23 protein-coding genes, 1 tRNA gene and 1 pseudogene are annotated in these 22,249 nt (G+C 44.1%); 16 read left to right on the forward strand and 9 right to left on the reverse strand.

Annotated elements, in window-relative coordinates; genetic code table 11:
* Window positions 1-10 precede the first annotated feature (10 nt).
* The 4 genes from QWZ05_RS14950 to QWZ05_RS14965 all read left to right on the forward strand — a co-directional run bounded on the left by QWZ05_RS14950 (window position 11) and on the right by QWZ05_RS14965 (window position 4,603).
* Complete coding sequence (locus QWZ05_RS14950; protein ID WP_290299183.1) at window positions 11-922, forward strand: hypothetical protein; 912 nt, start codon at window positions 11-13, stop codon at window positions 920-922.
* A 74-nt stretch (window positions 923-996) separates the two neighbouring features.
* Window positions 997-1,230, forward strand: a complete 234-nt coding sequence (locus QWZ05_RS14955; RefSeq protein ID WP_290299185.1) for a helix-turn-helix transcriptional regulator — start codon at window positions 997-999, stop codon at window positions 1,228-1,230.
* Window positions 1,231-2,469 carry a VapE domain-containing protein gene (locus QWZ05_RS14960; protein ID WP_290299187.1) on the forward strand — a complete coding sequence of 413 codons (1,239 nt, stop codon included), beginning with the start codon at window positions 1,231-1,233 and terminating at the stop codon, window positions 2,467-2,469.
* 541 nt (window positions 2,470-3,010) lie between these two features.
* A complete protein-coding gene (locus tag QWZ05_RS14965) occupies window positions 3,011-4,603 on the forward strand; it encodes an anti-phage dCTP deaminase (RefSeq protein ID WP_290299189.1) in 1,593 nt (530 codons plus the stop codon).
* A 165-nt stretch (window positions 4,604-4,768) separates the two neighbouring features.
* Here the strand turns inward: QWZ05_RS14965 and QWZ05_RS14970 are convergent, their stop codons facing one another.
* The 8 genes from QWZ05_RS14970 to rpsU form a co-directional block, all read right to left on the reverse strand.
* Complete coding sequence (locus tag QWZ05_RS14970) at window positions 4,769-5,806, reverse strand: hypothetical protein (RefSeq protein ID WP_290299192.1); 1,038 nt, start codon at window positions 5,804-5,806, stop codon at window positions 4,769-4,771.
* A gap of 151 nt (window positions 5,807-5,957) precedes the next feature.
* Window positions 5,958-6,638, reverse strand: a complete 681-nt coding sequence (locus QWZ05_RS14975) for a hypothetical protein (protein WP_290299194.1) — start codon at window positions 6,636-6,638, stop codon at window positions 5,958-5,960.
* Window positions 6,639-6,711: 73 nt separating this feature from the next.
* Entirely contained in the window at window positions 6,712-7,542 is an 831-nt protein-coding gene (locus tag QWZ05_RS14980) for a restriction endonuclease (protein ID WP_290299196.1), read from the reverse strand.
* A gap of 191 nt (window positions 7,543-7,733) precedes the next feature.
* Window positions 7,734-7,809, reverse strand: a tRNA-Ile gene (locus QWZ05_RS14985).
* 143 nt (window positions 7,810-7,952) lie between these two features.
* Entirely contained in the window at window positions 7,953-9,809 is a 1,857-nt protein-coding gene (gene rpoD / locus QWZ05_RS14990; RefSeq protein ID WP_264877844.1) for an RNA polymerase sigma factor RpoD, read from the reverse strand.
* Window positions 9,810-9,906: 97 nt separating this feature from the next.
* Window positions 9,907-11,661, reverse strand: coding sequence for a DNA primase (gene dnaG / locus QWZ05_RS14995; protein ID WP_290299198.1), 1,755 nt, complete (start codon window positions 11,659-11,661; stop codon window positions 9,907-9,909).
* Window positions 11,662-11,781: 120 nt separating this feature from the next.
* On the reverse strand, window positions 11,782-12,225 hold the full coding sequence (locus tag QWZ05_RS15000; protein WP_264877846.1) for a GatB/YqeY domain-containing protein: 444 nt from the start codon (window positions 12,223-12,225) through the stop codon (window positions 11,782-11,784).
* Between the two features lie 28 nt (window positions 12,226-12,253).
* Window positions 12,254-12,469 carry a 30S ribosomal protein S21 gene (gene rpsU, locus QWZ05_RS15005; protein WP_001145625.1) on the reverse strand — a complete coding sequence of 72 codons (216 nt, stop codon included), beginning with the start codon at window positions 12,467-12,469 and terminating at the stop codon, window positions 12,254-12,256.
* 228 nt (window positions 12,470-12,697) lie between these two features.
* Here rpsU and tsaD point away from each other — a divergent pair, with 228 nt between their 5' ends.
* Entirely contained in the window at window positions 12,698-13,714 is a 1,017-nt protein-coding gene (gene tsaD / locus QWZ05_RS15010) for a tRNA (adenosine(37)-N6)-threonylcarbamoyltransferase complex transferase subunit TsaD (RefSeq protein ID WP_264877847.1), read from the forward strand.
* Between the two features lie 31 nt (window positions 13,715-13,745).
* On the opposite strand, the gene plsY is transcribed toward tsaD, so the two are convergent.
* The gene (gene plsY / locus QWZ05_RS15015; protein ID WP_264877848.1) at window positions 13,746-14,342 is read right to left on the reverse strand and encodes a glycerol-3-phosphate 1-O-acyltransferase PlsY; all 597 of its coding nucleotides are present in this window, start codon (window positions 14,340-14,342) and stop codon (window positions 13,746-13,748) included.
* 220 nt (window positions 14,343-14,562) lie between these two features.
* On the opposite strand from plsY, the gene folB reads away from it, so the two are divergent.
* The 11 genes and pseudogenes from folB (at window position 14,563) to rpoS (ending at window position 22,171) form a co-directional block, all read left to right on the forward strand.
* Window positions 14,563-14,922: a dihydroneopterin aldolase gene (gene folB / locus QWZ05_RS15020; protein WP_264878215.1), complete on the forward strand. Its 360-nt coding sequence runs from the start codon at window positions 14,563-14,565 to the stop codon at window positions 14,920-14,922.
* Window positions 14,919-15,416 (forward strand): 2-amino-4-hydroxy-6-hydroxymethyldihydropteridine diphosphokinase, encoded by a 498-nt coding sequence (folK, locus tag QWZ05_RS15025; protein ID WP_290299203.1) that lies wholly within the window; start codon window positions 14,919-14,921, stop codon window positions 15,414-15,416. Before folB ends, folK begins: the two co-directional genes overlap by 4 nt.
* A 9-nt stretch (window positions 15,417-15,425) precedes the next feature.
* Window positions 15,426-16,229 carry an undecaprenyl-diphosphate phosphatase gene (locus QWZ05_RS15030; RefSeq protein ID WP_289960489.1) on the forward strand — a complete coding sequence of 268 codons (804 nt, stop codon included), beginning with the start codon at window positions 15,426-15,428 and terminating at the stop codon, window positions 16,227-16,229.
* Window positions 16,230-16,233: 4 nt separating this feature from the next.
* Window positions 16,234-16,518, forward strand: coding sequence for a cell division protein FtsB (ftsB, locus tag QWZ05_RS15035; protein WP_264877851.1), 285 nt, complete (start codon window positions 16,234-16,236; stop codon window positions 16,516-16,518).
* Between the two features lie 14 nt (window positions 16,519-16,532).
* Window positions 16,533-17,237 carry a 2-C-methyl-D-erythritol 4-phosphate cytidylyltransferase gene (gene ispD / locus QWZ05_RS15040; protein WP_264877852.1) on the forward strand — a complete coding sequence of 235 codons (705 nt, stop codon included), beginning with the start codon at window positions 16,533-16,535 and terminating at the stop codon, window positions 17,235-17,237.
* 9 nt (window positions 17,238-17,246) lie between these two features.
* Window positions 17,247-17,729: a 2-C-methyl-D-erythritol 2,4-cyclodiphosphate synthase gene (gene ispF / locus QWZ05_RS15045; RefSeq protein ID WP_264878216.1), complete on the forward strand. Its 483-nt coding sequence runs from the start codon at window positions 17,247-17,249 to the stop codon at window positions 17,727-17,729.
* A gap of 2 nt (window positions 17,730-17,731) precedes the next feature.
* Entirely contained in the window at window positions 17,732-18,793 is a 1,062-nt protein-coding gene (gene truD, locus QWZ05_RS15050; RefSeq protein WP_290299207.1) for a tRNA pseudouridine(13) synthase TruD, read from the forward strand.
* A complete protein-coding gene (gene surE / locus QWZ05_RS15055; RefSeq protein ID WP_289960492.1) occupies window positions 18,790-19,533 on the forward strand; it encodes a 5'/3'-nucleotidase SurE in 744 nt (247 codons plus the stop codon). Before truD ends, surE begins: the two co-directional genes overlap by 4 nt.
* Window positions 19,533-20,159: a protein-L-isoaspartate(D-aspartate) O-methyltransferase gene (locus QWZ05_RS15060; protein ID WP_290299212.1), complete on the forward strand. Its 627-nt coding sequence runs from the start codon at window positions 19,533-19,535 to the stop codon at window positions 20,157-20,159. Before surE ends, QWZ05_RS15060 begins: the two co-directional genes overlap by 1 nt.
* Before the next feature lie 2 nt (window positions 20,160-20,161).
* Window positions 20,162-21,097, forward strand: a complete 936-nt coding sequence (locus tag QWZ05_RS15065; RefSeq protein ID WP_290299213.1) for a peptidoglycan DD-metalloendopeptidase family protein — start codon at window positions 20,162-20,164, stop codon at window positions 21,095-21,097.
* A 78-nt stretch (window positions 21,098-21,175) separates the two neighbouring features.
* Window positions 21,176-22,171: pseudogene (gene rpoS / locus QWZ05_RS15070) on the forward strand (RNA polymerase sigma factor RpoS).
* The last annotated feature ends 78 nt before the right edge of the window (window positions 22,172-22,249 follow it).

Genomic DNA, 22,249 nt, shown 5'->3' on the forward strand with positions numbered 1-22,249 from the left:
GCAAGCAATCATGGAAGATTCTAGAACCTATATCCACTTTTCTGAAATTGAGAAAAGAACCTCCCTTAACGCAGAGCAAGTCATTGACGCAATCTATGACGGAAAAATAAATGTTTATTGCTTTGTTCGTGAGCAAGATCTTGGCTTAGTGGTTAATGACACCCTATTAGGTTTATTTGATTACCAAGGCATGGTTCTTTTACCAGTAAAACTGGCAATTACATTGGCTTGTGACAACAAAGATGTTGAGCTTTCAGAGCTTCATATTGTTGAACCCACTGCGATAAAGTTTATTCATGATATCCGAACTAGGTTTAATGGTTTGCCTAGCCGTGTATTTAAAGCTTATGACTACGATGGTGAAGTGCCGGACAAACCTTTTATTGCAGTAGGAAGAATTGTTGAGTCTAGCGATTTTGGAGCTGAGTTGCTCACTGTAAGCGAGGAAATGAAAGCTTCTAAGCCAACTTCATTCGAAGAATACCTTTCAGGATTCAAATCGATTTTATCAACCGATAGGAAGCTTGTGAAAGTAAGCCCTATAGGCTTGAAACCTTGTGATATCAGGCTAGAAAGCCAAGAGTTAAGCCAGATTTTTTGCTTAGGTGCTACTGAATCTAAACCGGTTAATCAGCGGTACTCAAACCAAAGTAGTCAGGGCTTAAAGCCTGAAATAACCGTACATCCATTGGAGTGCATTATCGAGAGAGTCTTAAACGAATATCCGAAAGCTACATCGAGAGAGGCTTGGAATGCTATTCGAGCTAAGTATCGGTTGGAGCAAGGAGAATATGATGTCGATTCGATAATCCACGATATGTCTGATGAGAAAATCTATTACAAGAATGGTTCGGATGAAGGGTTGAGCTATAGAAGCTTTCAAAACTTAATCAGTAGGGCGAGAAAAAAAGTTCACTGTTAGTTGCACTGATATCTGCACATGCATGCTTTACAGGTTTTTATGTTCTTCAACTTAATCAAACGGAGAACTAAATCATGAGCATTCAGTTTTGTGGCAAAGCTGCGCTGACAGAGCAAGAAACAGCAAATTATATAGGAATGAGTCGTTCGTTTTTGCGTCAAGCGAGAATGGAAGGCCCAAGGAAAAATCGTACGGTAGCCCCTCCTTTTATCAAGATTGGTAGGGCTGTACGTTATATCAAAGAGGACCTAGATAAATGGCTAGATAGCCATGAAAAGTTAAACCAACTTGTTCATGGAGGTGTGTAAATGCCAAATGAAAGTAACCATCCTTGCTTCCCTCATGTGAAGTACACTGAATCAGGAAAGGTAATTGCTCTGAATACTGCAGATAACCTAAAGGCCTTACTTGATAGTGTTGGCTATACCGCCAGATTCAACCAAATGACTTTGGAGACAGACATATTTCGCTCCTCTAGAAGTCTCGGCTCTCCTGAGTTTGTGAGAAGTGAGTTGATTTCATTATCATCTATTCACGGGTTGCCAAAGTCTGCAATTGACGATCATTTTAGCGCTATAGCAATTGAAAATAGCTATCACCCTGTTGAAGAGTGGTTAAATGGTGAATGGGACGGTGTTCAAAGGGTTGATAGGGTAATCAGCTGCCTTGACTCAAAGAGCCCAGAAGTGACAGAAATTGTGTTAAAGCGCTGGCTAGTAGGGTGTGTAGCCTCACTCGTAAAAACTAACTTTAAATCGAAGTTAGTTCCAATCTTGCAAGGAGAGCAATCGTTCCGAAAGACTGCTTTTGTGGAGCGTATTGCTCGTGTCCATGTTGGGGCATTTTTGGAAGGAGCAGAGCTAAACCCAGATAATAAGGATAGTGTTTTATCTGTTATACGATCTTGGATTGTAGAGTTGGGAGAGTTAGAACGCTCAACCAAAAACTGCCAAGGCGCACTGAAGGCTTTTATCAGTAGAGGGTGTGACACCGTTCGCCCACCGTATGGTCGAACAGATATTAAGAAAGATCGGCAGACTAACTTAATTGCAACTGTAAATGGCACTGACTTTCTAAAGGATGAAACTGGTAACACTAGGTATGCTGTAATCGAACTGGTTGGTGAAACCAACATGGACAGATTGAATGAGGTTTTGGGCTGGGAGTATTTACCTTCAGGAGAGCTAACGTTAGTAAACCCTGATTGTCTGAAGCAATTTTGGTTAGAAGTTAAGTATATGTTGTTGATTGAGAATCAGGCTTGGATGCTCTCTAGGAGTGAGCAAGAGTTAGTGGCTAATGTGTCGGCTAAGCATGTGGATAAAGGTGTTTGGTACAATACGCTATCTGAACATATTGAGCTTTGTGATGGTAAAGCTAGAGAATGGATGACAACAAAGCAGGTTTGTGAATATCTGAGAATTGACGTATCAAAAGGCAACGTGGTGGGTAAAGCACTATCTTTATTGAGCAAGGAGGGAATATTGGAAAAGAAAGCTCTAAACGGGATAAATCGATATTGTTTCCCTTCTGTCATACCTTTTTGAATTGTGAAGTTAGTAACAATGCTTCACTTACTCCACTTGGTGCGCTCAAGGTGGGGTAAGTGGAGTAAGTAATTGTCAATTATTACGGGCTATCTATACAATATTTTAGCCTTTGAAACGCTCAATTTTGTAACTGTTAACGAGGTCACTATTTAGCTTTGAAACGTTGAAGTAACGTCAGATTCTAAACAAAAAAGGTGTTTCTGATTGTCTATACTAGACTAGTAATGTTATGTTGATTTGGAAATCGAAAGCACGGCATATTGAAAGCAAGGACTGCTTGTGTATAATTTGCACGATTTTTTTTCAAGGTGAATACTATGAGTGTGGTACGAATGGCTTCCCAAAGCATTAAGAACAAACGTGTATCAAACAACGAAATGAAGACCAAGGTGGCATCCGTTCACTCTTTGACTGATCGAAAAAAACTGATCGCGTTCGAAAATGCTAAAAAAAATATGAAACTAGCTGCTGATAAGCTTGATTGGTAGATTGTTGATTCACATAATAGGATCTGGTTAGGTTTCAATCAGGTTCTATTATGTCTACAAAACATCAGCAACATACCATAGCCCCCTCCCCATCAGCAGAACAACATACAGCACAAAATGACAACTCTTTAAGTAACTCTGCTTCAGAGAACCAGTACAGTAACTCCCTTGAGGCTATTCGTTCAAGACACTCTCAAGAACTCATTATTGGTTTGTGCGGTGCTGTAGGTGCTGGAATAAAGCGCCTAAAAAATGCTTTAGTCACTGAACTTCGCAAAGCTAACTACCATGTTGAACACATTCGCTTGAGTGAATTAATTGCCCATACTCAGCCAAATTCTAAAGAAATACTAGAATTAAGAAAATATAGACGTTATCAGACCTTGCAGGACTTGGGGGATGAGTTGCGTAAAAAATCCAATACTGCTGTAGCAGACATGGGAATCAGAAGAATCGGTATTGTCCGTAACTCTTTATTCGGTAGTAAGCAAACGCAAGGAAAAGCCGTTAAGGTCACGAAAAAAGTAGCTTACGTGATTGACCAAATAAAACATCATGAAGAGGTGGAGCTTTTCCAAGAGGTATATAGAAGGAATTTCTATATGTTAGGCCTTTTGAGGACTCAAGATGAGCGAGAAAAAAACATAAGAGAAGAAGGTATTACCGATTCAACTGAAATCGCAAAGCTTATTGAAAGAGATAGAAAAAGCAGTGATGGAAATGGCCAGCACGTTGAAAAAGCTATCCAAAAATCAGATTACTTTATTAGAAATCTTGATGAAAAAGAGGAGCTAAATAACTCAATTTCAAGGTTTATTAATCTAATCCATGGAGTCGGTAGCATTACACCAAAACGAGATGAGCGTGGTTTATATGCTGCTTACTCTGCATCACTGGCTTCAGCTTGTTTATCTCGTCAAGTTGGTGCTGCCATCATGGATGATAATGGCCAAATTGTAGCTACAGGCTGCAATGATGTTCCAAAGTTCAAAGGTGGTTTGTACGACTCTGATGGTGGTCCAGATAAGCGGTGCTATAACAAGTCTGGTTGTCAAAATGATAAACATAAGTCGATCTTAAAAGATGAAATTTTCGAGATACTTAAAGGTGAAGGTGTCAAAGACCCAGAAAAGGTCGCAGACAAGATTTTTAATAACTCAAAAGCTAAATCATTAATTGAGTATTCAAGAGCGATACACGCAGAGATGGATGCAATAGTGTCTTTGACAAGGCAATCAAATGCAAACACTGTTGGTAAAACACTCTACTGTACTACATACCCGTGCCATAGTTGCGCTAGACACATTGTAGCAGCGGGTATAGAAAGAGTTGTTTATATTGAGCCATATGAAAAGAGTTTAGCTATGGATCTGCATGGCGATGCAATTTGCCACATAGACAACACCTCGAAAGAAAAGCTATTGATGCAAAATTTTGAGGGTACTGCTCCCAATAGATATGCTGAATTCTTCATATATAGTAAAAAGAGAAAAGACAAGAATGGTGATGCAATTACTTATGAACTTCCATCCTCCACACAAGTAGATCCTCACCAACTGGATTGTTACGTTGATTACGAATTGAAAATAAAAGAAATTGCAGACATGAATACTGGTGAGGATAAATTAGTTCCAGAAGAGTAACTTACAAAATGGCACTTTAAGTTGATTGTTACTTCCATGTCTACTTCAATAAAGCCCAGCACATGCTGGGCTTTTTCCTGAATAGTTTTGTCGTCGCATTGTTCGCTATACGATTTGCCTGTAAATATTGCTGGTTATTGACAAATAATCAAAACAAACCCTGAGTCAGTTGAGAGGAAATTCGACAAAAGCCCATAGCTTTCCATTACCAGTAGAAATAGTGTTTATAATTCTAACGTCTTTGCCCTGCGCTACGGTGTTGATTGCTGGTGCTAATTTGTAAAATGGGAAATCAGGATAGTCAGACCTGACATTCACGTTTGTTCTGGTTTTGAGGGTACCAATGATTTGATTAGCGTCGCTTACAACTAGGTTTGTTACCCCGAGAGGTTTACCCTTGTCATCAAAATGACCTACATAAATCCACCCTTGACCTGAAGATGTACTATTTTCAAGCGAGCTTCTGTTTTTAATATCTTGTTGGGGGTAGCTACGTATGGCTACAACTTGCCCCGTAACTTCAATTGACTCGTCGTTGTGCAACAATATCTTGATGTTTTGTATAGACTCTAATGCTTTAAGTAGGTTTTCAGTGTCCAATTTGGATACTTTGGGTGTATATGTATCTACACCTTTACCGTGAATCCCTTGGATAGTGAATAGCAGACTTCCAGTAACTTGTTTTCTTTCAGCAGCTGCGGCTACAGCAAATAAATCACCTAAATTTATATCAGCTTCGTTAGTACTAATAGTTGCTACAATTCTTGCTCCAATACCTACTTTATGATCTTCACCTGCTTTAACTGCACCTTCAGCATCTAAAGGTTTTACGTTCATAAAACGAACCCATTGAGAAACTATTTCATACTTTCCACCTTTAGCGCTAACACCAGTAGTGCCATACTTTAATTCACCAAAAGAACTAGTATCTGCGATAAAAACGTAATCTTCGCTGTTTGGTAAATTATTTAACCAACATGTTTTTCTCAGTTTAGAGTTTGTAGTGTTGCTGCAATCGTCAGAGAAGTTTGAAATAGCGTACTTGCTTTTATCAAAGGCGAAAGGCTGAACTGGTTGGAAGGAGTTGGTGTAATAGGTGTTTTTAAGTACGTCGTCACCTAATGGGGAGTTACCTGGTTGATTGTTATTAGTACACCCAACTGCGAAAATAGCAGTTACAAGGGTGAGAATGTTCTGTTTCATAATCTATCCCTTAATAAATATACTTACCAAAGGATAGCCTAGTCTAACTGACTATTTTTTTAAATTTTTTACTGAGCCATTAACTTAGTGAACACTAGACTTTTCTTAGCTCTAGAGAATACTAACTAATCTAGAGCTAAGGGCTACCAAATCAATATGTAATGTCCGGTCTGATATGCTGCTTCACCACATACTTAATCGACATGTTATCATACTCAAGAACTTCAATTTCTGCTCCTTTGTATTTGATAATGTTAGATTTAGTCATGTCGTACTCAACGTTGTTAGTGAATGCGCCTCTAGCTACATCATTCGAAAGCTCGCGATAAGAGATATTGATCTTGTCACCGACTGAGCCGCTGTAAACTAGTAACTGTCTGAATGAACTGTTACCTGTCATAGTCTTTTTGCTGATAGTCGCATCACCTTGATAGCAGGATGCTTCTGTTACAAATGGTGTTGATACGCAGACTTTATCACTAGAGTTGATAGACAACGCTATCGCAGGGTCGCAGAGCGCCGCTTTGATTACTCTTGCACCGTTTACTCCTTCTGAGTGGAAAAACTGCTTACCTTTACTGTCAGAACCTCTCTCTAAGTAGTCTCCTTTCAGGATATCGAAACAAGTACCTTGAATATGGTTATTTACCGTTAGAACATTGGATGTAGTGGCTTTACCTTGATCAATCATAGATTCGCCAACGTGCACTTCTACCACAGTGTCTAAATCTGGTAGAGAGTATTCTTCATACTCAGATTGAGCATTCATTGGAATACTAGAGCATCCAACCATACCAATAGAAAGTAAGCCTATGAGCGTTGTATTTTTCACTGCTTTAATACCTAAATTGTTGTGATTAATTTGTATTCCGTATGGTAACTGTTATGTTGCTGGTTTTGAATGTTTAAGTATTAAAATTCTGATGGATGTCTTGGGTAAATCTACAGTCGGGAAAACGTTCACAACCATAAAAGTTCTTCCCTTTGTTTTGACCTTTTTTGGCGACTCTGATGACAAGAGTGCTATTACACACAGGACAAGTTAGGTTAGGCTTAGGAGGCGCGGGAGTGCTACTATTTAGTGACTGCTTACCCGATTCAATCATGTTTACTAACTCATCTTTATCTACTAACCAAAATCTTTTGCCTTTAGCGAATTCTTTAGCTTCACTAGTGTAGCTACCAGACGTGACGAGAATCATCCTAGCTGCTTGCTGTGATAGCATGACACCGTACATTTCTCTAAGAACTTGAACACCAACTTTTCTCGTTTTCCAGTGTTTACATTGTACTAAGCTCAGCTCTCCATTTTTGCGTAGTTCAATATCAACACCTCCATCTGGCGAGTGTGATAGATATTGCTTTACTTCATATCCATTCTGACGAAAAAACTCCCCGATGAATGCTTCAAACTCAATCCAGCTCATATCGTTGATAACTGCTTTGGAGTTATTAGGCACAGTAATGATTTTTGTCACTTTTTTCCTGAACTGGACCCCTCGAGCTACTTGCTTCATGAATGAAATAGGAGCGGGAATAATAAAGAGAATCGCAAAGTAGGGAGCAAGCTTCTGAAAGATGTCAGCAAATGCTATTGATAGCATGTTATCACTTGGTAGAAGCATATTTGGGGCTATATAAGCCAAGCTTACATATGATGTCGCAGATACGAATACACTCATCCACCAAGGTGCATCCATAAGTTGCCATAGAAGGCCTTCATTTTTCCTTGCCATATCAGACACTCATCCTGAGTATAAAGTTGTATATGCATTTAATCACACACTACCGAAGGCAGCATATTTAATTAATAAACCTGAGAAGGTGGTCGAAAGAGGGAGGAGATAGTTTGCTACACATTTGCTACACAAACAGCAGAAAAGCAAAAGGCCTGAGAAGTGAAATCACTCTCAGGCCTTTCTGTATATGGTGGCCCCTCGCAGACTTGAACTGCGGACCAATCGATTATGAGTCGACTGCTCTAACCACTGAGCTAAGGGGCCGATAGGTGGTTGATTATAGGGGATGGGGGTAGTGCTGTCTAGAGAGTGTAGGGGGCAAATGCGCCTAGTTTTTATCCACTTAGATAGCAGATATAAAAAAAGGTGAGCAAGCGCTCACCTTTTGTTCGATATTGTTGTTTCGATTACTCGTCTAGGAAGCTGCGCAGGGTTTCTGAGCGGCTTGGGTGACGAAGTTTACGAAGTGCTTTTGCTTCGATCTGACGGATACGCTCACGCGTTACGTCGAACTGCTTGCCCACTTCTTCTAGCGTGTGGTCAGTGTTCATGTCGATACCGAAACGCATACGAAGAACTTTCGCTTCACGTGGAGTTAGGCCGCCGAGGACGTCACGTGTTGCACCACGTAGGCTAGTTGCTGTTGCTGATTCAACAGGTAGCTCTAGTGTCGTATCTTCGATGAAGTCACCTAGATGCGAATCTTCGTCGTCACCGATAGGTGTCTCCATTGAGATTGGCTCTTTAGCGATCTTCAGCACTTTACGAATCTTGTCTTCTGGCATCTGCATGCGCTCTGCCAACTCTTCTGGCAGTGGCTCACGGCCCATCTCTTGAAGCATTTGACGAGAGATGCGGTTCAGTTTGTTGATCGTCTCGATCATGTGAACCGGAATACGGATTGTACGTGCTTGGTCAGCGATCGAACGCGTGATTGCCTGACGGATCCACCACGTTGCGTAAGTCGAGAACTTGTAACCACGGCGGTATTCAAACTTATCAACCGCTTTCATCAGACCGATGTTACCTTCTTGGATAAGATCCAAGAACTGTAGCCCACGGTTGGTGTATTTCTTCGCGATAGAGATAACAAGACGTAAGTTCGCCTCTACCATCTCTTTCTTCGCACGGCGAGCTTTTGCTTCACCGATAGACATGCGGCGGCTGATGTCTTTGATGCTTTGAACTGTCAAAGAAGTCTCTTCTTCGATGATTGAAAGCTTCTGAATACAGCGACGGATGTCATCTTCGCTACGACGAATCTTGTCTGCGTATGGTTTGTCTGAAGCTAATACTTCATCTAACCATGCTTCGGTTGATTCATTACCAGTAAATAGGGCAATGAATGACTTCTTAGGCATTTTGCCGTATTCAACCACAGAACGCATGATGAGGCGCTCTTGAGTGCGAACACGATCCATAGAAGTGCGTAGCTCGTTCACTAGGTGATCGAACTGCTTCGGAGTTAGACGAAACTCGGCGAATACTTCTTTAACAAGCTCACCTGTTTGTTTCGCTTGCGCGCTGTCAGGGCCGTGCTCGTTGATAGCAAGTTGACGATTTTGAAAGGTATTGCGTAGCTCTGTGAATTTCTCCAGCGCTAGCTCAGGGTCAATACCTGTATCTTCTTCTTCATCGTCTTCTGATTCGTCGCCATCTTGTTCGTTGCCTTCATCGTCTTCATCTTCTAGATCAGCTTCAGCAAGCTCAGAACCGATGTGTGTTGCTGTCGGTGCTGCAGTTCCGTCATCGTTAGGATCAACGAAACCAGAGATGATGTCTGTTAGGCGCAACTCTTCAGCTTGAACTTTGTCAAACTGCTCAAGAATATATGGGATAGTACCAGGGTACTCTGTTACCGCACTTTGAACTTGGTTAATGCCGTCTTCGATACGCTTCGCAATATCGATTTCGCCTTCACGCGTCAGTAGTTCAACTGTACCCATCTCACGCATGTACATACGCACTGGGTCAGTGGTGCGGCCGATTTCGCTCTCAACGCTAGATAGCGCTGCAGCTGCCGCTTCAGCAGCATCTTCATCGGTGATGTTGTTATCATCATTGATGGCAAGATCATCAGCATCAGGTGCAGTTTCTACTACTTTGATGCCCATGTCGTTGATCATCTGAATGATGTCTTCTACCTGCTCAGAATCGACGATCTCTGCTGGTAGGTGGTCGTTAACTTCTGCGTAGGTCAGATAGCCTTGCTCTTTGCCTTTAATTACAAGGAGTTTTAGCTGTGACTGCGGACTTTGCTCCATAGACGGTATCCAACTTCGTATCTGGTAAAGAAATTAGTATGCGAATGCAAACCACGAATGATAACAAATTTTATCTGTGCTGACTAATTCAACAGGGTTACGCTTTTAAATCAAGCATTAACGCTTGCAGCTCCCTTTTTTCTTCGGTTGATAAACCGACGCTTCTTGCTTTTGCCTGCAGGTTTTCAATTTGTTGTTCTACGCACTGGGCAAGTATTTTGTCCAGTGAGTCGATAAATATGTCTTCTTGATTATCATCGTCGAGTGGGATATCCCAACTCGCGAGACGAGACAGAAGCGTCTCATTTTGGCGTCCCCGCCACTGTTCCATTAACTGGCCTGTGCTGATATTGGGGCTCGATTGGCAATATTCAAGCACCTCTATCAATAAACTTAGCCCAGGAAGTGATAAATGTCTCACTGTTGATAAATCCGGCACCATATCAGCATAGCTCGGATTTTGAATAAGCAAAGCAATCACAGCACGCATTGGCGTACGTTTGATTTCTTTATGTGGCTGCGGTCGAGTTTCTGGCTGTGCTTTACGCTTTTCTCGATGCCCCATAAAACCAGTGAGTTTGTCGAGACGTTCATCAAGCTCTTGTTGCAGCCCCTCATTAGGGATTTTATTGATCAACTCATTAGAGACATTGCGCAGAGTTGATTTCCCTTCGCTGGTGCCTAAATTGATACTGTGTGTTTCAACTAAGTTTTGGAACAAGTACTCAGAGAGCGGAATAGCGCTTTGTACCTGCTGTTCAAAGTTCTCTTTGCCAAACTGGCGAATGTAGCTGTCTGGGTCTTCCCCGTCGGGTAAGAACAAGAATTTCAGTGTGTTGCCAGACTTTAGATATTGCAGGGCGTTTTCAAGTGCGCGCCAAGCGGCTTCTTTACCTGCTCGGTCACCATCGTAACAACAAACAACCGTATTGGTTTGTCTAAATAGGTTGTGAATGTGCTCACCGGTGGTTGATGTCCCCAGTGATGCTACTGCATAGTCTACGCCGTACTGCCCAAGTGCAACTACATCCATATAACCTTCCACCACCAAGACTTGTGGTGGTTCGCGATACGCCTGCATCACTTCATAAAGGCCATAAAGCTCTTTACCTTTATGGAAGATCGGTGTTTCAGGTGAGTTAAGGTACTTTGGTGTACCATCGCCAATCACACGCCCACCAAAGCCAATTACGCGGCCACGTCGGTCACGAATTGGGAACATGACACGCCCACGAAAACGATCGTAGCGGTTGCCTTTGTCGTTCTCAATCAGCATGCCACCACTGACAAGCATATCTTGAGTCTGGCGATTTTGGCCGAAGTTCTTGCGTACCAGATCCCACTCATCAGCGACGTAACCAATACCAAATTTTTGCACCACGTCTTTCGATAACCCTCGTTGCTTGAGGTAATCAATCGCGACTTTACTGGTGCCGAGTTTGAGTTGCTGACGATAAAACTGCGCAATACTGCCCATTAAATCGTAGAGGTTACGCTTTTGCTCTGTACTCGCTGTTGGGCCTTGATGCTGCTGATTGTGGCCAGGGCGTTGCTCTCTTGGCACTTCTAAACCAAGGAAAGAGGCAAGCTCTTCAATAGCTTCAACGAACTCTAAGCGTTCGTATTCCATTAGAAAGTCAATAGCATTACCGTGAACACCACAACCAAAGCAGTGATAGAACTGCTTCTCTTGGCTGACACTGAATGAGGGGGTCTTCTCATTATGGAAAGGGCAGCAAGCGCCGTAGTTTTTGCCTTTTTTCTTTAGCTTTACACGTGCGTCGATGATGTCGACGATATCAAGCCGAGCAAGTACATCATCAATAAAAGCGCGAGGAATGTGTCCAGCCATAGAAGTAAAAACAACCCTTTTGAAATGAGAAAATACCTAGCTTATTAGGTATGTGTTTCAGATACAAACAAGCCGTGCACTCCGAAGGATAGCACGGCTTGTTGTAATTGGGATTTGGGTTTAAGCCAGTTTAGCGCGAACTAAACCACTTACTTTACCCATATCTGCACGCCCTTGAATTTGCGGTTTTAAAACGCCCATTACTTTACCCATGTCTTGCATGCCCGCTGCACCTGAATCTGCGATTGCACTTTCAATCAGTGCAGCCACTTCTTCATCAGTGAGTGGTTGAGGCATGAAATCCTCAAGTACTGTAATTTCTGCTTTTTCCACGTCTGCTAGATCTTGACGATTTGCAGATTCATATTGAGCAACAGAATCGCGACGTTGTTTAACCATTTTGGTCAACACAGCAAGAATGTCGTCGTCAGACAGAGTAATCTGTTCGTCAACTTCACGTTGCTTAATTGCCGAAAGAGCTAAACGAATAGTGCCAAGGCGCGGTTTGTCCTTGGCTTTCATCGCTAATTTTTGCTCTTCTTTGAGAGTATCAATAAGAGCCATAACTATAGTCCGTTACCGAGCTTAGTTATTAGTACAGGCGAACGCGACGAGCGTTTTCGCGAGCAAGCTTCTTAGCGTGACGCTTTTGAGCTGCTGCTTTAGCGCGTTTGCGAACTGTAGTTGGCTTTTCGTAGTGCTCACGACGACGCACTTCAGAAAGGATACCTGCTTTTTCGCAAGAGCGTTTGAAACGACGTAGTGCAACGTCGAACGGTTCGTTTTCACGTACTTTAACTACTGGCATATGCCTTTCACCTCAGGGGTTATTCGTTAACGCTGGAAATAAAGGACGGAACCCAATTGGTTCGGTCGATAACCAGCTTGATCAAAAATGGTGCGGAATTTTAATCCGATCACACTAGCTTTGTAAAGCCTTTTGTCGATTATTGTCTGTACAAAATTTGTTTGCAAAGGCAAGGCACGGTAAGATTGCACCTATTAAGAGAATTATCGAAAGTGAAACGAGAATACCATGCGTATTATTGGCATTGAAACCTCTTGTGATGAAACAGGCATCGCTATCTATGATGATCAGCAGGGCCTGTTGTCTCACCAATTATACAGTCAAGTGAAGCTTCATGCGGATTATGGCGGTGTTGTTCCTGAGTTGGCGTCACGCGATCACGTGAAAAAGACAATCCCTCTTATCAAAGAGGCATTGAAAGATGCTGGCCTCACACCGAAAGACATTGACGGTGTGGCTTATACCGCAGGTCCTGGCCTTGTCGGCGCTCTGTTAGTTGGTGCAACGATCGGCCGTAGTCTTGCTTATGCATGGGGTGTGCCTGCCGTACCTGTGCACCATATGGAAGGGCATTTGCTTGCGCCAATGCTAGAAGATAATCCACCGCCATTCCCATTTGTTGCTGTGCTGGTTTCAGGTGGCCACTCAATGATGGTGGAAGTGAAAGGCATTGGTGAATATAAGATTCTAGGTGAATCGATTGACGATGCTGCAGGCGAAGCGTTTGATAAGACGGCTAAGTTGATGGGATTGGATTACCCAGGTGGTCCATTGCTGTCAAAGCTGGCAGAAAAAGGCACACCGGGTCGCTTTAAGTTCCCTCGACCAATGACGGATCGTCCGGGTCTAGATATGAGTTTCTCTGGTCTTAAGACGTTTACTGCTAATACGATTGCAGCGAATGGCGATGATGAGCAGACTCGCGCAGATATCGCATTAGCGTTTGAAGAAGCGGTGTGTGCAACGCTTACCATTAAATGTAAGCGCGCGCTTGAGCAGACAGGCTTTAAGCGTATCGTGATTGCCGGTGGCGTGAGTGCAAACCGCCGCTTGCGAGCGGATTTGGCCAAATTGGCTGAGAAGATAGGTGGTGAGGTTTATTATCCGCGTACTGAGTTTTGTACTGATAATGGCGCGATGATTGCGTTTGCCGGCATGCAGAGACTTAAAAATGGTGAAGTCGCAGATCTTAGCGTACAGGCCACGCCACGCTGGCCAATTGATAGTCTAGAGCCTTTGAAATAAGGTGAAACATTGAATCCGTATTAAAACGCGCTTAGGCGCGTTTTTTTTCGCCCACTTTTGGCTCAGTGCCTTCAAACAAGCGGCGTATGTTTTGGTGATGACGCAGCACAATGATGCAGCACAGCATCGCCACAGGCAGTGTGTATTGCGGTTTGATAAGCCAAGTGTAAAACGGCGCGACAAGTACCGTAACTATCGCTGCCAAAGATGAGTAGCGAAACAGTACGGCAATCACTAACCAAGTCAGAATCACTAGCCCCGTTAGATCGAGACCAATAGGCGCAAGCGCTCCCAGAGCTGTTGCCACCCCTTTGCCACCTTTGAAGTGGAAGAAAATAGGGTACATATGGCCTAAGCAGGCGGCCATTGCCACGATACCTAATAGCAACGAATCTATCTGCAAAAAATAGCCAGACCAGACTGGGATTGTCCCCTTGAGCATGTCGCACAACAACACCGAAGCTGCAGCTTTTTTACCACCGATACGTAGGACGTTGGTGGCCCCTGGGTTATGTGAGCCTTGGGTTCTTGGATCAGGCAGGCGTAGCAATCGACAAATCAAAACGGCACTCGAGATCGAGCCTAGCAAATAGGCAAAAATGATCATACTGAGTGCAAGTGGCGTCATTAGGCGTTACTCGTGTTAAAAGATGGTCTTGCGAGCGATTACTGGTATCATATCGCGATATTTTTCTATGCACTACTTTATTCACTCGATCAATCGGCATGTAGAGAATGGTACAGCCATCGATGTCAATATTGAGCGATGCGCACAGTATAGTATGTGCTTTCAACTCGTTTAGGTATCCGACCTCTCCCTTATTCGGTGCCACAGCATTAGGAACGTCATAGTGAAGGACATTGTTTTCATCGAACAGCTCGAAGTGATCACAACCATTGGTGTGTATGACTGGGAGCAGGAAATCAAACAAAAACTGGTACTCGATATCGAGATGGCGCATGACAACCGTCCTGCGGGTTTAAGTGATGATGTCAACGATGCACTGGATTACTCACAAGTCAGTGAGGCCGTATTACAACATATTGAGAACGGTCGCTTCTTGTTAGTTGAGCGAGTTGCGGAAGAGATCGCGCAGATCATTATGGATCGTTTTTCTGTGACTTGGATTCGTATCCGTTTGACGAAACCTGGCGCAGTGCCTCAAGCGCGTGGCGTGGGTGTTGTGATTGAGCGAGGAGTGCGATGACCACCGTTTATATTGGTCTCGGCACCAATATTGAGCGTCATCAGCATGTCGAAGCCGGGTTGAAAGAGTTAGCTCTGCTTGGGTCGAACCTGTTGGTCTCGACTATTTATGAGTGTGAGGCTGTTGGTTTTGAGAGCCAGCCTTTTTTCAATCTCGTGGTGAAGTTCGATACTTTACTCTCTCTTGACGAGCTCGCAACACAACTTCGTGCAATTGAAGTACGCTGGGGCCGGCCATGCAATGCGCAAAAGAACCAGCCACGGACTTTGGACCTCGACATCTTGCTGTATGGTAACTTGGTTTCTGACAAGCCAACGCTTCCGCGTGACGATATCTATAAGTTTGCCTTTGTTATTCAGCCTTTGTTTGAGCTGAGCCCTGACTTATTGATTCCGGGCACTACAAAAACTGTCAAACAGTTGTGGCAAGCTAGCGAACCTGTTTTAACCCAAAAACTGACCGAGGTAGAGCCTTGGTTTGATATTAATAACTAAGAGATAACAATGACTTATTTTGAAGCGTTTGTGTTGGCCTTAATTCAAGGTTTAACGGAGTTTTTACCGATTTCTAGCTCAGCCCACCTGATATTGCCTTCTGCTGTGCTAGGGTGGGATGATCAAGGGTTGGCCTTTGATGTGGCTGTGCACGTTGGTACGCTTGCCGCTGTAATGATCTATTTCCGCAAAGAAGTGGTGACACTACTTCAAGCCTTTATTGGATCGATCTTCAAGGGTGAGCGTGGCAAAGAAGTTACTTTGGCTTGGATGATCATTATTGCCACGATTCCGGCGTGTATCTTTGGCTTGTTGATGAAAGACATTATTGAAATTTATCTGCGCAGTGCGTGGGTGATTGCAGTGACAACCATCGTCTTTGGTTTATTGCTTTGGTATGTTGATCGCAATGCACAACAGAACATGGATGAATACCAAGTTGGCTGGAAGAAAGCCCTTTACCTTGGTGTTGCTCAAGCGATGGCGATGATTCCGGGCACTTCTCGCTCGGGCATTACGATTACCGCGGCATTACACCTTGGCTTTACTCGTGAAGCAGCGGCTCGCTTCTCATTTTTAATGTCGATTCCAATCATTCTGCTTGCGGGCTCTTATTTAGGGCTTAAGCTTGTGATGAGTGGCGAAGCGATCAATATTGGTCATTTAACCACGGGTGTGATCGTGTCATTTATCAGTGCTTACCTATGTATCCACTTCTTCTTGAAGTTGATTTCACGTATGGGTATGACACCATTTGTTATCTACCGACTCATTCTGGGTTTCGGTCTGTTTACTTTCTTAATGATGGGCTAACATCATGCGACTCTTTGCCTTGATGCTGCTACTTATCCTAGGCTGGCTACAATATCACTTGTGGCTGGGGAAAAATGGGGTAGCGGACCTGACAACCACTAAGAAGGAGCTAGCCGCTCAACTTCAGGTGAACCAAAACCTTCGTGATAGAAACAATGAAATGTTCGCGGAGATTGACGATCTGCGTCAAGGCTTAGATGCAATAGAAGAGCGTGCCCGACATGAGTTGGGCATGGTCAAAGAAGATGAAACCTTTTACCGCATAGTCGGTGAGGACTCACAACCATAAATTAAAGGTTAGCAATGCAAACCATTTACGCGATCATTCCTGCCGCGGGTGTAGGAAGTCGTATGCAAGCAGATAAACCTAAACAGTATCTGACTTTGCAAGGCAAGACGATTCTCGAGCACACTGCAGCTCTCTTTCTTCAGCGCGATGATATCAAGGAAGTGATTATCGCCATCTCTCCCGATGATCCTTACTTTGATGCTCTGTCACTATCTCAACACCCTAAAGTTGTCCGTGTGACAGGCGGCAAAGAGCGTTCTGATACTGTTCTTTCTGCATTGCAATATATTGATAGCAAAGAGCAGGGTAATGCATGGGTGATGGTGCATGATGCAGCGAGACCCTGTTTGCAGCAAGACGATATCAATCGTTTAAAGGCCGCTGCATTATCACACTCTGTTGGTGGGATTCTTGCTGCGCCAGTACGAGATACCATGAAGCGTGGCAACTCTGCCCAAGGTATTGACCATACCGTTGATAGAGAGAACCTTTGGCATGCACTCACTCCGCAGCTGTTTCCTGTTAATTCGTTAAAAACTTTTTTAGAACAGGCGCTCAAGCAGGGGTATCAGGTAACGGATGAAGCCTCCGCACTCGAATTTGCAGGCTATGCGCCAGAGTTAGTGACGGGGCGCGCTGACAATATTAAAATCACCCGTCCGGAAGACTTAGCGCTTGCTCAGTTTTACCTAATGAATCAATCCCCTAATCAAGAGTAAGGAGCCTTTATCATGAGAATAGGTCATGGTTTCGATGTACATAAATTTGGTGGTGAAGGCCCAGTGATTATTGGCGGGGTCGCCATTCCTTACGAACAAGGACTGATCGCTCACTCCGATGGTGATGTCGCACTGCATGCACTTTGTGATGCGCTTTTAGGTGCGATTGCTGCGGGTGATATTGGTCGTCACTTTCCTGATACCGATGATAAATGGAAAGGGGCGGATAGCCGCGAGCTTCTCAAAGATGTCTACCGCCGTGTCAAAGAGCAGGGGTACGTATTGGGTAATGCCGATGTCACTATCATGGCTCAAGCGCCAAAAATGGCACCGCATATCGATGCGATGTGTGCGGTAATTGCACAAGATTTAGAAACGGATGTCGCCAACGTTAATGTGAAGGCAACAACCACAGAGCGTTTAGGTTTTACTGGGCGCAAAGAAGGCATTGCGACAGAAGCTGTAGTATTGCTGTTTAAGCAGGAGTCGTAGAGATGTCAGATATTTTAAGTGAATTTTCTTATGCGTTTGGTAAGCCAAGTGCAACAGCAAAAATTAAGGCGCAAGCCAGCGATTTCGTCGTTATCGAAGACCTAAGCTTTGAGTTTTCAGGCCAAGGTGAGCACTTAATGGTGCGCATTCAAAAGACCGGAGAGAACACGGCCTTTGTCGCGAATGAGTTAGCGAAAGCGTGCGGCGTGCCATCAAAAGCGGTCAGTTGGGCGGGCCTGAAAGACCGCCACGCAGTGACTGAGCAGTGGCTCAGTGTCCATCTTCCGTCGGGTGAAACGCCTGACTTTAGTGCTTTTCTCGCGCAATACCCAAGCATTAAGATTTTGGCCACGGCGCGTCATAACAAAAAACTGCGCCCGGGCGACTTGATTGGTAATGCGTTTCAGCTGCGCCTAACTGAGGTGTCTGATGTAGCAGAAGTGTTGTCTCGTCTAGAAAAAGTGCAAGTGTTGGGTGTGCCAAACTACTTTGGTGGACAGCGTTTTGGTCGCGATGGCAACAATTTGTCAGAAGCGCGTCGTTGGGGTCGAGACAATGTGCGTACTCGCAATCAAAATAAACGCAGTTTATATCTCTCGGCAGCACGTTCATGGATCTTTAACCGCATCGTCTCTGCCCGTATTGAGCAAGGGCTTTTTGAGCAAGTCATTGAAGGCGATATTGTTGCTGTGCAAGGTGAGCAAGGTTTTACCTCTCCACTTACCAGTGAGCAACTGCCACAATTTAATCAAGACCTCGCTTCTGGACGCGCTGAGATTACCGCTTCCCTTGCAGGTGATAACGCGCTACCGACCCAAGGCGCAGCATTGGCACTAGAGCAACCTATCGTCGATGATGAAACTGATTTGATGGCTTTAATTCGCGGCAACCGCATGCGTCATGATCGCCGTGCGATTGCTTTGAAACCACAGCAGTTAAGTTGGGAAGTGGAAGGCGACAGTATTACGCTATCTTTTAGTTTAGATGCAGGCTCTTTTGCGACATCGATTGTGCGTGAGCTTGTGGAAGAGGTTGCCGTTGAGCGAGTGTACGATAACGCATGAAAATATTATTAAGTAATGATGATGGCGTGCATGCAGAAGGGATTCACCATTTAGCGGATGCCCTGCGCGACATTGCCGAGATCACTATTGTAGCACCTGATAGAAATCGCTCAGGAGCGTCCAACTCATTGACGTTAGAGCAGCCGCTGCGAGTTACAGAGATTGCACCACGCGTATTTTCTGTACAAGGCACGCCGACGGACTGTGTGCACTTTGCCCTAAACGAATTGATGAAAGACGACCTACCCGACTTGGTGCTAAGTGGTATTAACCACGGCGCCAATCTTGGTGATGATACTCTCTATTCGGGCACGGTTGCTGCCGCAATGGAAGGCCACTTCTTAGGTGTGCAGTCTATTGCCTTCTCACTCGTGGGTAAAAATCACTTCGCACAAGCGGCAAAAGTGGCTAGAACTTTAGTTGAGCAACATCTTGCGCAACCAATTCCTACGAATCGCTTGCTCAATGTTAATATACCTGATAAGAAGTGTGATGATTTCGAGATAAAAATCACACGCTTAGGTGCAAGACATCACGCCGAGAATATGATCAAGCAGCAAGATCCGCGTGGTCATGATATTTATTGGCTAGGACCTCCGGGTAAAGAGCAAGATGCTGGTGAGGGTACGGACTTCCATGCGGTTGAGCATGGTTTTGTATCAATCACACCACTGCAGGTGGATCTCACGGCGCATGAATCAATCAGAGCAATGAACGAGTGGTTAAAGGATGAGCGTTAATGTCTAACCCACAAGCTGACAATTTGATCGCCTTTTTGGTCGCGAATGGGATACAAGATCAAGCGGTTCTTAATGCTATCTACCGATTACCACGAGAGCATTTTGTGTCGCAGGCGATGGTCCATCAAGCATACGATAATAATGCTCTGCCTATTGGTCAGGGGCAGACCATCTCACAGCCGTATATTGTGGCGAAGATGACGGAACTGCTTAGCCTAACACATAGTAGTAAAGTGCTAGAGATTGGTACGGGTTCAGGTTATCAAACCGCCGTTTTGGCGCAGTTGGTTGAGCACGTTTATTCGGTTGAGCGCATTAAAGCTCTGCAATGGGAGGCGAAACGTCGTCTCAAGCAATTGGATTATTACAATGTCTCCACCAAGCACGCCGACGGTTGGAAAGGCTGGCCGGCTAAAGGACCATTTGATGCCATCATTGTGACTGCAGCAGCAATGACCGTTCCACAAGCACTTTTAAATCAACTTTCTGATGGTGGAGTGATGGTGATTCCTGTGGGCAGTGATGAGCAGCAGCTTCTGCGTATTAAGCGCACTGGGGATAGCTATCAATCAGAAGTGATTGAATTAGTTAGATTCGTTCCGCTTGTACCGGGAGACGTCGCGTAAATATGACTTTCTCTTTACGTATTATTTTGTTGGCTTGGGTAACAGTGCTAGTGGGGTGTGCATCATCATCACCTGCCCCTGTCTCAGGTTTGAGTAAATATGAAAATACGCAAAGAGGTAGCCACCGTGGCAGCTTTTATGAGGTTCAGAAGGGAGACACCCTGTATTTTATCGCCTATGTCACCGATAAAGATGTTAAAGAAATTATACAGAACAATCGCTTGCAAAAGCCTTACACGATTTACCCTGGGCAAAAATTAAGGCTTTGGGGTCAGTCTTATCAAGCGCCAGTTTATGGAAAGCGCCCACCAGAGCCAGAAAAAAAAGTCACTAAGACAACTGCTGCCTCTACCGCTCAAAAACAGCAGCCCGCCTCTCAAGCTAAGCCACAACAGCAGAGCAATAACTCTACTCAGGCGCAGGCAAAAAACCAAAATGGAGCAAGCTCACAAGTTAAACAAACTCCACCTCAAAAGCAGGTTGATCAATCGAAATCAAAGGAGTATGTTGGAACTAAGAGTCAACAATCTGTTAACAAAAAAGTTAATGACTCGAAACCAACAAACGGTAAAGTGGCCAAATGGTTATGGCCAACAAAAGGAAGAGTGGTCAAAAACTTCGCTGCAGGGGATCAAGGCAACAAAGGGATCGATATAGCCGGTCAAAGAGGACAAGCCGTCGTTTCAACTGCAGATGGAAGTGTCGTTTACTCAGGCAACGCACTGAGAGGGTATGGTAACTTGGTTATCGTGAAACATAACGACGATTATTTAAGTGCTTACGCCCACAACGATAAATTGCTTGTTAATGAAGGACAAAGTGTAAAAGCAGGACAACAGATCGCCACCATGGGAAGTTCCGGTGCCGCTAGCGTACGTTTACATTTTGAAATTCGTTACCAAGGAAAATCAGTCAACCCCAAAAAATATTTGCCGTAGTTTTGTTTTACTTTGAAATGAGTGATTCGGTGACATTTTAAGTAGTAATGTCTTGCATGCTCGCCAGGGGAGGCGCTTATGAGTATCAGCAACACAGCAGCAAAAGTAGAAGATTTTGAGCTAGATTCTGAAGTGGACACCACACTAAATCAGGACAACGAAGCATCTTCATCTGAATCGGTCGTTGGCAAAGATTCCCCCAAAGAGGAATTTGAAGCGTCCACTAAAAGTTTGGATGCCACTCAGCTCTATTTGAGTGAAATCGGCTTTTCTCCATTATTAACTGCAGAAGAAGAAGTATTATACGCTCGCCGCGCACTTCGAGGTGATGAAGCAGCACGCAAGCGTATGATCGAAAGTAACCTGCGCCTAGTGGTTAAGATCTCTCGACGTTACAGCAATCGTGGTCTTGCACTGCTTGATCTGATTGAAGAGGGCAACTTAGGCTTGATCCGCGCGGTAGAGAAGTTTGATCCAGAAAGAGGCTTCCGTTTCTCAACCTACGCAACTTGGTGGATCCGTCAAACGATCGAACGAGCATTGATGAATCAAACTCGTACAATCCGTTTGCCAATTCATGTGGTAAAAGAGCTTAACGTTTACCTGCGTACTGCTCGAGAGTTATCACAGTAACTGGACCATGAACCGACAGCAGAAGAGATTGCACAGCAACTTGATAAGCCTGTTGGTGACGTAAGCAAAATGCTTCGCCTCAATGAGCGCGTCAGCTCAGTAGATACACCTATTGGTGGTGATGGCGATAAAGCGCTTTTAGATATTATTCCAGACGCGGTTCATGCTGACCCAGAAGTATCAACCCAAGATGACGATATCAAACACTCGCTACTGCATTGGCTTGATGAACTGAATCCAAAGCAGAAAGAAGTCCTTGCACGTAGATTTGGCCTTCTTGGTTATGAACCATCAACGCTAGAAGAGGTAGGTCGTGAAATTAGCCTAACACGCGAACGCGTACGCCAAATTCAGGTTGAAGGACTGCGCCGCCTACGTGAAATCTTGATTAAACAGGGTTTGAGCATGGAGAATCTGTTTAGCTTTGATGATGAGCAGTAATCACCGATGTAAACACAACGAAATACGATAGATAGAATAAGGGCGCTCAGTTGAGCGCCCTTATTGTTTTAGAGAGGA

Origin of the sequence: Vibrio agarivorans (assembly GCF_030409635.1) — a bacterium.
Classification (GTDB): Bacteria; Pseudomonadota; Gammaproteobacteria; order Enterobacterales; family Vibrionaceae; genus Vibrio; species Vibrio agarivorans.